Raw genomic sequence first — 13,146 nt, forward strand, 5'->3', positions numbered from 1 at the left:
CCGGCGAATGAAACTTCAAAAGGGCGATACGGATCCGAAGACGCCCCGGCGTCTGCGCCGGACCGACTTGGTTGCCCAGCAGATCCGGGAGCAGATCGTCGATGCGGGCCTGAAGCCCGGGGACCGGGTGCCCAACGACTGGCTGTCGCCGGAAACCGTGAAAGTGTCGCGCGGCACCCTGCGCGAGGCGCTTAAGGTGCTGGAATACCAGGGGCTGATTTCCACAAAGAGCGGCCCCGGCGGCGGGGTGTTCGTCGCTTCCGTCGAACCCGGCGAGGCGATCCGCCTGCTCGACAACCTGTTCCTGTTCGACCCGCCGTCGATTGCCGACATCTACACCCTGCGCAAGCAGCTGGAGCCGGAACTGGCGGCCTCCGTGGCCGGTCATCTCTCGGACGCATCGTTCCAGGCGCTGCAGGGCTGTATCCGGCTCTACGAGGACGAGCCGAAGACGGCGGAGGAGGAATATGCCCAGCGTCTGGCGGAACTTGATTTCCACGAGGAACTGGCGCGCCAGTGCCCGAACCCGATCCTGGCCTTCACCTGTTCCTTTCTGCTGAGCCTGCTGCGCGACATGACCGTCTGCCGGCAGATCTACAAGGAGCCCAATCCCGCCTTGCGCGAGACCGGTCTGCACTACCAGGTGCGCCTGCTTCGGGCGATGAAGGCGGGCGATGCGGAACTCTGCCGCATGATCATGCGCGGCCACATGATGGAAGCGGAAAAATACATGATGGAGCGTGCCGCCATGCGCGCGCCCGGCGCGCGGGCCGAGCCGGTCGCCGACAAAGGCTGAACCGACCTCCCGCGTCCTTGTACGCAATCTTTCGTACCTATCTGTCGTTGCACGGGTTTCCGTTACGTGATGTTGTGATTGCGGAGGGTCGGACAAACGTCCGTGCCTCGCTTCACGGTGATCGTTTCGGGCGCGGCCGCCGCCCTAGAGGATCCCCTGCAAGGGAGGCAATCACATGAAACGTTCCGTCTGGCTCGCCATCGCGGGCCTTGTCGCGTTCAGCGCTGGCGCCAAAGCCGCCGATCTGCCCTCGAATGACGAGATCAAGTCCATCGCGGAAGAGGCCGTGGTTTACGGCCTGCCGATGGTGATGGATTACGGGATCATGTACGAATACGCCGTCGCCAGGGGCGGGAGCCAGTACAAGGCGCCATTCAACCAGCTCTACAATGACGCGCAGGTCTTCACCCCCGAGGACACCAGCGTTCCGACGCCGAACAGCGACACGCCCTATTCGATGATCTGGATGGACCTCAGGGCCGAACCGATGGTGCTGTGCGTGCCGGAGATCGAGAAGGACCGCTACTACTCGATCATGCTGAACTCGCAATACACCTTCAACTTCGGCTACATCGGCAGCCGCGCCACGGGCAACGGCGCCGGGTGCTACGCGGTGGCGGGGCCCGGCTGGTCGGGCGACACGCCCAGGGGGATCGAGAAGGTCTTCGTTTCCGAAACCGAGTTCGCGCTTGCCGTCTATCGCACCCAGCTGATCGGTCCGGGCGACATCGACAACGTCAAGGCGATCCAGGCGAAATACCAGGCGAAGCCGCTCTCGGAATTCCTCGGCACGCCCGCGCCGGCGGCAGCGCCCGCCGTTGACTGGCCGAAGATCGACAAGGCGGCGGGACGGGCGAACCCCTTCGGCTACCTGGCCTTCATCCTGCAATTCTGCCCGGACAGCGGCCCGGCCGCGGTCGAAAAACCGCTGCGCGCGCGGTTCGCCTCCATCGGCATCGTTCCGGGCCAGCTGTTTTCGACCGAAGGCTGGAGCGACGATCAGAAGGCCGCCCTTGTGGAGGGCATGAAGGCCGGAAAGGCCGCCGTCGAGGACAAAGTGAAGGGCATTGGCGAATCCGTAAACAGCTGGCGCATCAGCAAGGGCCTGTTCGGCACCCGCGACATGCTGAAGGGCGACTACGCCCTGCGTGCGGCGGCCGCCGTCGCCGGTATCCTGGGCAACGATTCCGACGAGGCGCTTTACCCCATGACCCGTTGGGACGGCTCCGGCCAGCTCCTGGAGGGCAGCAACAGCTACGTGCTGACCTTTCCCGCCGACGGCCTGCCGCCGGTCAACGCCTTCTGGTCCGTCACCATGTATGACGGCAAGGACCAGCTCCTGGTGGAGAACCCGATCAACCGTTACCTGATCAATTCGCCGATGCTGCCGGATCTGCAGAAGAACGCGGACGGCTCGCTGTCGCTTTATATCCAGCACGCGGAACCGACCGACCCGAAGGCAAAGGCGAACTGGCTGCCGGCCCCGGAAGGCGAGATCTACCTGGTCATGCGCCTTTACTGGCCGAAAGCGTCCGGGCTCGACGGCAGCTGGAAGCCGCCGGCGATCGCAAAAGCCGAATAGAGGCCGACGCCCGAAAAAGACCGTCACCGGGAAGCGAAGGCTCCTGACAGAAGGCTGTCAGGAGGGGTGTGGGAATGTGTCCTTCTACGATCGCATCTCCTGCGGTCAAGGCAGAAGGACACCCCCGATGAAATTCGCTTCCACCCGCCTGATCGCAGGCGACATCAAGGCCGTGGTCGGCTTCTACGAACTGGTGACAGGGCAGGCGGCCGACTGGCTCGCGCCACAGTTCGCCGAAATCGTCACCCCCTCAGCCGCTCTTGCCGTCGGCAGCGCCGACACCGTGGCGCTGTTCCAGGAAGGCAGCGCGGAACCGGCCGCCAACCGCAGCGCGATCCTGGAATTCATGGTCGATGACGTGGATGCGGAATTCGAGCGGATCAAGGACAGCGCCGAGGTGGTGCATGCGCCCAAGAACCTGCCCTGGGGCAACCGCTCCGCCCAGTTCCGCGACCCGGAAGGCACCATCGTGGCGCTCTATACGCCGGTCACGAATGCGGCGAAGGCGCGGTTTGCGGGTCGGTGAGGGGGGCTTGCGCCAAAGACCTCAGAACTTTTCCACCCAGGGGCGGACCGCCAATTCCTCCGTCCAGGCCGAGCGGTCCTGGTTGATCAGGGCCAGATACGTCTCGGCGATGGCGTCCGGGTCGAGCATGGAGTCCGGCCGGTCGGCGGGTTCCACGCGGCCGGGGTTGCGGATGCCGCCGTCGATGTTGATCCAGGCGACGTGGATGCCCTGCGGGTGCAGCTCGCGCGCCATGGACTGGGCAAGGCCGCGCTGGGCGAACTTGCCCATGGCAAACGGCGCCGATTGCGGAAAGCCCTTCACGCCGGCCGAGGCGCCGGTGAACAGGATCGTGCCCCTGACGCCGTTTTCCGGCTCCTGCGCCAGCATGGCGCGGGCCGCCGCCTGGCCCACCAGAAACGCGCCGAAGGCGGTCACCTCCAGCGCATGGCGCACGCCCTCCCGGTCCAGCCCGGTGAGGGGCCCGCGTTCGCGCGCCGACGGATTGTAGACGGCCACCCGCAACGGGCCTTCAAGGCCGGCAAACAGGACATCGACCTCCTCCGGGTTCGACGCGTCGCAGGGAATGCAGAGGGCATCGGTCTCGGCGGCGAGGTCGGCGATCTTGGCCGTATCCCGCGCCGCCAGAACCACGCGATAGCCTTCCCGGTGCAGCCTGCGGGCAAGGGACGCCGACAGGCCGGAACCGGCTCCGACAACAAGGGCCTGGGGGAGGGCTGATGGCGATGTCACGGGGATGTCTCCTGCGTGGATTTGGCTTGCTCCAGTCTGCGCGCGAAAGGGAGGCGGTTACAAGGGGGCATCGGTCTGGGTTGCGGGCGAGAGACCGGGTGAATTCTTCATCCCGTCATCCTGATGACAGGGCCCGGACTTCGCCGTGCAATGACACGGGCGAAATGGCACAGCTTGCCCACACACACTGCGTCATCAAACGGCGAAGCCCGGGTGATCCAATCCGCGCTTGCAACATCCTTGGGCGGAGGAAAGGCGCACTGGCCGTACCCTTGGGACCCGGGCCTCGCCAGTCGCGTCACGCGAGTGTCCTTCGCTGACTTCAGCCTCAGGTTATGGTATCTTTCACGTTTTCCATCCGCCCGGGGAGGGGATGGCCGCAGCACGGTGCCGGCGGAACAGATTGGCTTATCTGTTGAAAGGAGAACCGGAATGGCGACGCGCAGAACGAAATCCGACCGTCTCTCGGAACTCGAGGACCGGATCGAGGAGCTTGAGGAACGCTTCGGTTTGGCCGGAGACTATGGCCAGGCCCCTGATATACAAGACGACAGCGAAGACCGGCTTCAGGTCTGTGCGCTGCCGGTCCTGCCGAAGCGGCAGTTCGAAGAGGGTATCTCGCCCGACCGGGAAGAGGCGATATTGTCGACCGGCGACAAATGGGTCAACGGCACGAACATCCACTATTACCTTTATCCCGACGGCCGCTTCGGCGGGCGACGGGCCGAGCAGGACGTGGTCCGCCAGGCCTTCCAGGTGTGGAAGGATATCGGCATCGGCCTGATCTTCACCGAGGTCACCGACATTGCGGATGCGGAACTGCGCGTCGGCTTCCTGCGCAACAACGGGTCCTGGTCCTATATCGGCACGGTGGCGCTGCAGATCGGCCAGTCGGAACGCACCATGAATTTCGGCTGGGACATCACCCAGTCCGGGCCGAACGGGCTCGACACCGCGATCCACGAAATCGGCCATGCGCTGGGCCTGAAGCATGAGCACCAGAACCCGAACGCCGGCATCGTCTGGAACCGGCAGGCGGTCTACGACTACTTCGCCCGCACCCAGAACCCGCCCTGGGACGAGGCGAAGACCGACGCCAACATCCTGAACACGCTCGATCCGACCACGGTGGACGGCACCAACTGGGATCCGGATTCCATCATGCACTACGCCTTTGCGGCCGGGTTGATCGACCAGCCTCAGCGGTTCCGTAACGGGCTCCGGCCGGCGCCGGGGCTCGCGGACAAAGACAAGGACGTGGTCCGGCGCTTCTATCCGCCGATCAGCGTGTCGGAGGTGCTGCCGCAGCTGAAACCCTACGAATCCGAACGGCTCGCACTACAGCCCGGCGAGCAGAAGAATTTCTCCGTGATCCCCGACCACTCGCGCGACTACACCTTCTCCACCTTCGGCCGGTCGGACACGGTGATGGTGCTGTTTGAGGACATCGACGGCGACAGCGTCTACGTGAAGGGCGACGACGACAGCGGCTTCGACCGCAACGCCCGCTTCGCCGTCCGCCTGATCAAGGGCCGCAAATACAAGCTCCGCATCCGGCTTTATTACAGCTGGGCGGAAGGCGATACGGTGGTGATGATGTGGTGAGGGGGCCTCTACCGCTTCGTCCTGATGACAGGCGAGTGGATTGCCCGGGCTTCGCCGGGCAATGACGCTTGGGGGGGCGATGTGGGGAAATGGCACGGCCTGTCCACATTTGCCGCGTCATCACGCGGCGAAGTCCGGGTGATCCAATCCACCTCGCGATGCCTCCGGTTGGCGGAAAAGGGCACGGCCAAATATCACCTCTCCCATGGGGAGAGGTCGGGGCGAAGCCCCGGGTGAGGGGGTAAACGCCTCCGTATCCTGCAGGTTTTGTAACCCACCCCAGCCCTCTCCCCATGGGAGAGGGAACAGGCCCTGCTAAGCGGCACAGCCCATGCGCTACGTTGTCCGGAGGGGGGGGCGACGTCCAGAGACCTATTCTAGCAACGGGCCGACCTAATCCGCTCGTCGCCAAATCATTGTCTCAAGGTCCAACAAATATGTCTCTTCATTATCGTGAAAGCCAAGTTCCGTTTTTCCGCCTGTCACAATGATGACGTGACCGTCCAAAGTGGCTCGGTGTTTATAGACCCAGCCCGGACCGTCGCCGGTCGTCTCGACTGATTGGATGGAAAAATTCGCCAGATCGAGCCGTAGAACCGGTGTCAGATCTTTCTGTCTTCTTTCCGGATAACCAAATGCACCGATCAGAAGAATATGGTCCCCCACCAGTGTTGCGGTGTGAAAATCTGTCGGCGGAAAAACGTCTTCTGGATAAATGAAATGGTCGACGCCGCCTTTGCCGTCCAGCACGGTGACATCGGCATAGATGCAGAAATCCGGGTCGTAATCATCCTCATATTCCCCGCCGATCAGAACCAGTCGGCCGTCGGGGAGTGGAGTAACGCTGCGCCCCATGCGGCTGAAGGTCCAGATCGGTTTGGAACGGTCTTCGTCGCGAGCTATTTCTTTTGGCGCGGTATAATGACCGGTCCGCAGCTGTTCATACCAGAAAGGCGGGAGAAATCTCTCGGGATTGGCGCGCCCGGCCCGCGCACTGCGATGCGAGTCAAAATCCTCCTGGTCCAACGCGACGGCCGGAAGGAAAGAAAGCGGTACCCCCTCAGGGTTTGTTTCGTATTTGAAGCGAGCAGGGTGAACCCCGTAGCGTACGAAAAGCGAGCGCATCTCATGGGAACTGGCACGTTCTGCCGCCGTGGACTCCTTGTCGTGCGGCCCCAATGGATCGGCGCCGGCTGCGAGCAGAACTTCAGCGGTCGCTGTGTCGTCGTCCCATGCGGCAATTTCAAGCGCGCTGCAACCGTAATGGGTTATTGCATTCGGATCGAAGCCTTGTTCCAAAAGCCAGGCAACAACGTTCGAAGCGCGTGCATGCACGGCAGCAATGACTGCCTCTTGTGCTTTTTCCCGACCGGCTTCCGAAACCGAGACAAATGCTATTGCCGCATTCAAATTGCCGACTCGGCAGGCAAAACGAAACGCGGCTGATGGACATATCTTGAGCGAAGCCGGTGTCTCACCGAGGGCAATTGTGATTTGATCCTCGGACCAATCTATCTTGGCGCCCGCCCTTATCAGGAGGCGCATCGCCTCGAATTTTCCTTGGCTGAAGCATATTGATACGGCCGTCCGATCCGATTTGTGAAGGGCTGCGTCCGGGTCTTCGCCGGCTTCCAGATGCATCCGAATTGCATCGCATAGCGCATCGTCTGCCAGAGCAAGCGCGTCCCGGACAATTGGCGGGAAGTCTTCAATGTGTACGCGGTTGCGAGGGGGGCGGGTTACGCCATGCTGTTGCAGCGCCGCTTGCACGGCGCGCTCCTCTGCCTCAAAACAGGCAAGCAGTTCTGTGTTGTTCACGGAGATTCGCCCTCAAAAGGGCGCTGGTTGTTTAGAAACAGGTTACGAATAGCTGTTCTTGGCTGATCCGGTCAAGGGTTCTGCCAATTGCTTCGATATACGTCCTTCACCCGTTCCCCCGTCGCAACCCGTCCACCAGCCGGGTAACCGACGTTCGCCCGCCTGCGGTGCGCGGGAGAGCAGGGCGGTGGTGGCGGCGGCAATCCGGCGGCGCGTGTCACCCCGTTGGCAGGCTTGTGGACCTATCTTCTTATCCGGTCGTCAATGATCGGTGCGCCCGTTCGCCAGAAGGCATCGACCTTTTCCCACCAGAACCTGCTTTCGGGATGCAGGAAGGGAAGAAAGTCCTTTGGCTCGGTGCTCTGGTGCAGATTGCCGTTCTGGAGATCTTCGAGCAGGCCAACGGTGGCTGCCTCGCGGACGTAATCGTCCCCTTCCAGGTGCCATTGTTCGACCACACCGAAAATGGAACGAAGTTCATCCGTTTTGCCTGAGGACAGCAGGCCAATCATGTGAACCGCAAGGTCGCCTAGTGCGAGATAGTACGGATAGCCGTCGTCTTTCTCCTTCCACTCCTCCAGAAATGCGTTCCACTCTCGCGAGAACGATGGCGTTACGCGCAGGATCGGCAAAAACATCTCATCTCTGGTGATCATTGCTGTCTCATAAAATGAGGGGCGAGCGAACAGTACTGCTCACCCATTCCCCCGCTTCAACCCGTCCACCAGCACATCCACCAATCTTGCCACCGACGTGCGCCAGCCGGGGCGGTCGGGGGCGTGGCAGAGGCCGACGAGGGCGCGGAGCAGGTCTTCCGGGGTGATGTCGTCGCGGATTTCGCCCGCCTCGACCGCGCGGGAGAGCAGGGCGGTGGCGGCGGCGGTCAGGCGTTGGTGGGAATAGGCGAAGAGGTCCTGCTTGCCGTCGGTGGCGAGCGCAAGCGTTGCCATCATGCCCTTCTTGGTGGCGACCACCTCGACACCCTCGCGCAGCCACAGGCGCAGGGCCTCGACCGGGCCGGCCTCTTTCGACAATTGCTCGGCCAGGTCGGCGAGCCGGTCGATGTCGCCGCGGTAGACCGCCTCGAACAGGGCGTCGCGGGTGGGGAAATGGCGGTAGAGCGTGCCGATGCCGACCCCGGCCTTGCGGGCGACGCCTTCCAGGCTCGCGCCCGGGCCGCCGGCGCTGAACACCTCACGGGCGGCCTGCAGCAACAGTTCGCGGTTGCGCGCTGAATCCGCGCGGGGTTTGCGGCTTGCCTTTGCCGGTTTTTGCTCCATTTCCCCTGGTGTACTCCGTAATTCTCACATGAATTTTCGATCGGGTCTTGCAAAGCGGAGGGTGCCTCCGTATAGTAACACTGCACGCCGAAGCTGTGTTACCCCAAAACCGCCCGACGACGGCCCTTTTTAAACGACATCCTCAAACCGTTTCTCCGACTGACCGCACAGCGTCACCGACGGCGTCGACACGTATCCAAATTTCCTGAGCCACATGGCTCACAAGCTCTTGTCTTTAGCTCTCGCCACGAACGGAGCCATCCATGACCTATACCATCCATCTGACCCTGAACGGAACGCCGCGCGAGATTTCGCTCGACGATCCCAGGGTCACCCTGCTCGATCTTTTGCGCGAACGCGTCGGCCTGACCGGCGCCAAGAAGGGCTGCGACCGGGGCCAGTGCGGCGCCTGCACCGTGCTCGTCGACGGAAGGCGGATCAATTCCTGCCTGGCGCTGGCCGTCAGCCTCGACGGCGCGGACGTGACCACCATTGAAGGGCTCGCCGAAGGGGACAGCCTGCATCCGGTGCAGGAAGCGTTCATCGCCCATGACGGCCTGCAGTGCGGCTTCTGCACGCCGGGCCAGATCATGAGCGCCGTCGGCCTGATTGCCGAAGGCCAGACGGACGGCGATCCGGAGCGGGTGCGCGAATGCATGAGCGGCAATCTCTGCCGCTGCGGCGCCTATGCGGGCATCACAGAGGCGGTGCTCGATGTACAGCAACAAATGAGCGAAACCGAACAGGGGAGGAAACGCGCATGAATTCCTTCGACTATATCCGTCCCGCCACCGTGGCCGAGGCGATTGCCGCCGCCGCCGAGCCCGGCTCTGCATTCCTTGCCGCCGGCACCAATCTCATTGACATGATGAAGACCGGGGCCTTGCGTCCGTACCGGCTGGTGGACCTGACCCATCTGCCGGGCCTCTCTGACGTGGAGTGGCTGGCCGACGGCGGCGTGCGCATCGGCGCGCTGGTGCGCAATGCCGATCTCGCCCACGATCCCGAGTTCGCGTCCCGCTTTCCGGCGGTGGCCGAGGCGCTGCTTTCCGGGGCCTCCGCGCAGCTCAGAAACGCCGCGACCGTGGGCGGCAACCTGATGCAGCGCACCCGCTGCCGCCACTTCGCCGATCCGGCGAGCGCCTGCAACCGGCGGGTTCCGGGCTCCGGCTGCGATGCCATCGGCGGGGAAACGCGCACTTGCGCCATCCTCGGCCATTCGGAGGCCTGCGTCGCCACCCATCCCTCCGACTTCTGCGTGCCGCTTGCTGCCCTCGACGCGGTGGTGGAGATCGCCGGGCCGACCGGAACACGGGAGGTGCCGCTGGAAGACTTCCATCTGCTGCCGGGCGACCGGCCGATGCTGGAAACCATGCTGGAACCGGGCGACCTGATCACCGGTCTGCGCTTGGCCGGAGATGCGGCCGCCTTCAGCGCCCATTCCCGTTACCTGAAGCTGCGCGACCGCACGTCCTATGCCTTCGCGCTGGTCTCCGCCGCTGCCTGCCTGACCATCGAGGCGGGCGAAATCACCGCTGCGCGGATTGCGCTTGGCGGGGTCGCGGCCAAGCCCTGGCGGGCGAAGGCGGCGGAACGGCTGCTGATCGGGGCGGCCCCCGGTCCGGAACCCTTCTGGCGTGCGGCCGAGGCCGCGCTCGCGGACGCCACACCCGTCGGTGGGCCTGACGGCGACAACGCCTTCAAGATCGCGCTTGCCGGGCGGATCGTCACCCGCGCCCTGAAAGCCGCCGCCGCCGGAACCCCGGCGCGTATTCCGGCGCTGCCCGGTTCCGTCCATGTTGCCAATGGAGATCCTGCCCATGCCTGAGATCACACCGCTTCCGACCGCCATGCCCGCGCGCATGGGCTCCAATTCCGGCCAGCCGGTGAACCGCCGCGACGGTATTCTCAAAGTCACCGGCCGCGCGCCCTATGCGGCCGATGCCCGGCCCGAGGGGCTTTTACACGCGGTCTTTGCCGCCGCGACCATCGGCCGGGGCCGGGTCACCAGCCTCAACGTGGAGGCGGCCCGGGCCCATCCGGGCGTGGTGGAGGTGCTGACGCCTGCCAACCGGCCGCCGCTTGCGCTCGATCCCGACGACAAGCCCGGCGTCTTCGCCTTCCGCGTCGAGGTGCTTCAGGACGACACCGTCCGCTATGCCGGCCAGCCGATCGCGCTGGTGGTCGCCGAGACGCTTGAGGCGGCGACCGAAGGCGCGGCCCTGCTGGCCCCGACCTACGAGGCGGAGCCGGTTATGGCCGGGCTTGATCTCGAACCGTACGTGCCGGAGAGTGTGGGCATCGGCATGCCCACGAACGTGGCCAAGGGCGATGTGGAGGCGGGCTTGGCTGCCGCCGTCCACCGGGTCGAGGAAACCTACGAGACCCCGGCGCAGTATCACAACGCCATGGAACCTCATGCCATCGTGGCGGAATGGGACGGCGACAAGCTGACCCTGGACCTGCCCAACCAGGCCCCGGTGATGTCGGCGGCCGGATTTGCCGGCTGGTTCGCCATTCCTCCGGAAAACGTGCTGATCCGCACCCCCTTCATCGGCGGCGGCTTCGGCTCCAAGGCGATCATGACCGGGTCGCAGATCCTGACCATCCTGGCGGCGAAATTGCTGGACCGGCCGGTGAAGCTGGTTCACAGCCGCAGGCAGATGTTCGGCACGGTGGGCCACCGGGGCGCAACCCGGCAGACGGTCCGGCTCGGCATGGACGGGAAGGCAGGCTGACGGCGCTGGCCCACCATGCCATCGCCGCGACCAGCGCTTTCGACGAGTTCATCGAGCCTGCCGCGGCAAGCTCCATGACCGTCTATGCCAGCCCGGCGATGTCGGCGACCCACGCGGCGGTGCGCAACAACATCGGCACGCCGGGACCCATGCGCGCGCCGGGCAAGGCGTCGGGCACGGCCGCCCTTGAGGTCGCCATCGACGAGGCGGCGGAGGCTTGCGGCATGGACCCGCTCGACTTCCGTCTCGCCAACTATGCCGAGACCGATCCGATGACGGGCAAGGCCTGGTCGTCCAAGGCGCTGCGCGAATGCTACGCGGAAGGGGCGAAAGCCTTCGGCTGGTCGGTCCGGCCTCAGGCGCCGCGCCAGATGCGGGATAAAGACGGCATGCTGGTCGGCTGGGGCATGGGCACGGCGGTGTTCCCCTGTCCGATGTTCGCCGCCGAAGCCCGCGCCACCCTGCGCGCCGACGGCACCGGTCTGGTGGAAACCAGCCTGATCGACATGGGGCAGGGCGCCTGGACGTCCCTTGCCCAGATCGCGGCGGATGCGCTTGGCCTCGACATCGCCGATGTGGAACTGCGCGGCGGGTCCTCCGACCTGCCCGACGGCGGCATCGCGGGCGGCTCCGGCCACACGGCAACGGCGGGCATGGCGATCGAGGGGGCGGGCAGCGATGCCGTCGCCAAACTCGCCGAAATCGCCACTGCCGATCCGGCTTCGCCGCTGTTCGGCGCCGGAAATGCGGGCGTGGTCGCCCGGAACGGACGGCTTCACCGCGCCGACGACGACAGCCGCAGCGAGGCTTACACCGACATCCTCGCCCGGGCCGGTCGGTCCGGTGTGGAAGGCAACGGCAAGGGCGCGCGCGATCCGTCCGCGGCGGAAGACCATGCGTTCCAGGCCCATGGTGCGGTTTTCGCCGAAGTGAAAGTCGATCCGGATCTCGGTCAGACCCGGGTCAGCCGGCTCATCGGCGCGTTCGCGGCAGGGCGCATCATCAACCCGCATCTGGCGCGCAGCCAGTATCTGGGCGGCATGATCTGGGGTCTGTCCTTCGCGCTCCACGAGGCGGCGGAGCTCGACCCGCGCTCGGGCCGGATCGGCAATGCGGATCTCGGCGAATACCACGTGCCGGTCAACGCCGACGTGCCCTCCATCGAGGCACTGCTGATCCCGGAAGAGGATGATCACATCAATCCGCTGGGCATCAAGGGCGTCGGCGAAATCGGCATCACCGGCACAGCCGGCGCCATCGCCAATGCCATCCACCACGCCACCGGCGTACGCGTGCGCAAGTTCCCGGTCCGTCTGGAGGATCTGGTGACGGTGATGTGAGAAAAGACGACCGGCGGCCGGGTTATCTGGGCCGGCCGCCGGTACATGACGACGTTCACTTTGGAAAGGTGGTAATGCCCACCAATCAGGCGGTCTGGTCGTCCAGTTTCGCGTCCGGGGCGTTCTTCTTCACCGACTCGATGCCGTTGTCGCGGGCGGATGCGCTGGAATAGGTTTCGCTGGTGCCGATCACCTGGCCGTTGGTGGCCTTGAGATTGAACATCGGCTTGCCCGACGATGTGTCCTTGCGCTCATAGCGCTCGTCCGTCGGAGCGTTCTTGCGGACCGACTCGATCCCGTTTTCGGCGCTGGCCTTTTGCTTGTAGCCCTCGCTGACGAGGATGATTTCCCCATTGCCGGCCTTGAGCCGGAAGCGGTACTCGCCTGCCTTGTCCTTGTAGAGTTCAAACTTTCCAGCCATCGCAATAGTCCTTTTCAAGAAATCCGTTTCCAGAATCGATCTAAGGCGAAGAAGACCGGGCTGGCAAGGCTGTCAATTCCGGAAAATGTCGTTCAACTGAACGTAACGGCAAGACCGGACCCGTCCAGGGACGCTTGAACGGCCGATTGTGCGCTGCGAAGTTCCCCTTAGGTATTTGTTTCAATTTCTCCGTTATCGTGACTGCAAACTGAAGTCCGGTCTCCAGGGTCGGGGGGAATTGGAGATCTCTCGAGTTCATAGGATGCGATGCGACTAACTTTCTTTTCCCGATCGGAAGCAGGTTTTCT

Annotated in this window: 11 protein-coding genes and 1 pseudogene; 7 read left to right on the forward strand and 5 right to left on the reverse strand. The window is 64.3% G+C overall.

Features of this window, described 5'->3' with window-relative positions; translation table 11 throughout:
* Positions 1–7 precede the first annotated feature (7 nt).
* The 3 genes from HK439_RS06730 (at position 8) to HK439_RS06740 (ending at position 2,904) form a co-directional block, all read left to right on the forward strand.
* The gene (locus HK439_RS06730; protein WP_190290623.1) at positions 8–796 is read left to right on the forward strand and encodes a FadR/GntR family transcriptional regulator; all 789 of its coding nucleotides are present in this window, start codon (positions 8–10) and stop codon (positions 794–796) included.
* Positions 797–971: 175 nt separating this feature from the next.
* Positions 972–2,378: a DUF1254 domain-containing protein gene (locus HK439_RS06735; RefSeq protein ID WP_190290624.1), complete on the forward strand. Its 1,407-nt coding sequence runs from the start codon at positions 972–974 to the stop codon at positions 2,376–2,378.
* A 127-nt stretch (positions 2,379–2,505) separates the two neighbouring features.
* Positions 2,506–2,904, forward strand: a complete 399-nt coding sequence (locus HK439_RS06740) for a VOC family protein (protein WP_190290625.1) — start codon at positions 2,506–2,508, stop codon at positions 2,902–2,904.
* Positions 2,905–2,925: 21 nt separating this feature from the next.
* Here HK439_RS06740 and HK439_RS06745 read toward each other — a convergent pair whose 3' ends face one another.
* A complete protein-coding gene (locus HK439_RS06745) occupies positions 2,926–3,636 on the reverse strand; it encodes an SDR family NAD(P)-dependent oxidoreductase (protein ID WP_190290626.1) in 711 nt (236 codons plus the stop codon).
* 432 nt (positions 3,637–4,068) lie between these two features.
* On the opposite strand from HK439_RS06745, the gene HK439_RS06750 reads away from it, so the two are divergent.
* Positions 4,069–5,241 (forward strand): matrixin family metalloprotease, encoded by a 1,173-nt coding sequence (locus HK439_RS06750; RefSeq protein WP_190290627.1) that lies wholly within the window; start codon positions 4,069–4,071, stop codon positions 5,239–5,241.
* 393 nt (positions 5,242–5,634) lie between these two features.
* Here the strand turns inward: HK439_RS06750 and HK439_RS06755 are convergent, their stop codons facing one another.
* The 3 genes from HK439_RS06755 to HK439_RS06765 form a co-directional block, all read right to left on the reverse strand.
* Entirely contained in the window at positions 5,635–7,059 is a 1,425-nt protein-coding gene (locus HK439_RS06755) for an ankyrin repeat domain-containing protein (protein ID WP_190290628.1), read from the reverse strand.
* A 242-nt stretch (positions 7,060–7,301) separates the two neighbouring features.
* Complete coding sequence (locus tag HK439_RS06760; protein ID WP_190290629.1) at positions 7,302–7,715, reverse strand: DUF7674 family protein; 414 nt, start codon at positions 7,713–7,715, stop codon at positions 7,302–7,304.
* Between the two features lie 39 nt (positions 7,716–7,754).
* Entirely contained in the window at positions 7,755–8,339 is a 585-nt protein-coding gene (locus HK439_RS06765) for a TetR/AcrR family transcriptional regulator (protein WP_190290630.1), read from the reverse strand.
* Between the two features lie 263 nt (positions 8,340–8,602).
* Between HK439_RS06765 and HK439_RS06770 the strand changes: the two genes are divergently transcribed.
* The 3 genes and pseudogenes from HK439_RS06770 (at position 8,603) to HK439_RS06780 (ending at position 12,417) form a co-directional block, all read left to right on the forward strand.
* Positions 8,603–9,103, forward strand: coding sequence for a (2Fe-2S)-binding protein (locus HK439_RS06770; protein WP_190290631.1), 501 nt, complete (start codon positions 8,603–8,605; stop codon positions 9,101–9,103).
* A complete protein-coding gene (locus HK439_RS06775) occupies positions 9,100–10,167 on the forward strand; it encodes an FAD binding domain-containing protein (RefSeq protein ID WP_190290632.1) in 1,068 nt (355 codons plus the stop codon). Before HK439_RS06770 ends, HK439_RS06775 begins: the two co-directional genes overlap by 4 nt.
* Positions 10,160–12,417, forward strand: a pseudogene (locus HK439_RS06780) (xanthine dehydrogenase family protein molybdopterin-binding subunit). The gene HK439_RS06775 and the pseudogene HK439_RS06780 overlap by 8 nt, the downstream one beginning before the upstream one ends.
* Before the next feature lie 85 nt (positions 12,418–12,502).
* Here the strand turns inward: HK439_RS06780 and HK439_RS27340 are convergent.
* The gene (locus HK439_RS27340; RefSeq protein ID WP_190290633.1) at positions 12,503–12,838 is read right to left on the reverse strand and encodes a YegP family protein; all 336 of its coding nucleotides are present in this window, start codon (positions 12,836–12,838) and stop codon (positions 12,503–12,505) included.
* Positions 12,839–13,146: the final 308 nt, after the last annotated feature.

The organism is Roseibium aggregatum, assembly GCF_014692675.1.
Lineage (GTDB): Bacteria > Pseudomonadota > Alphaproteobacteria > Rhizobiales > Stappiaceae > Roseibium > Roseibium aggregatum_C.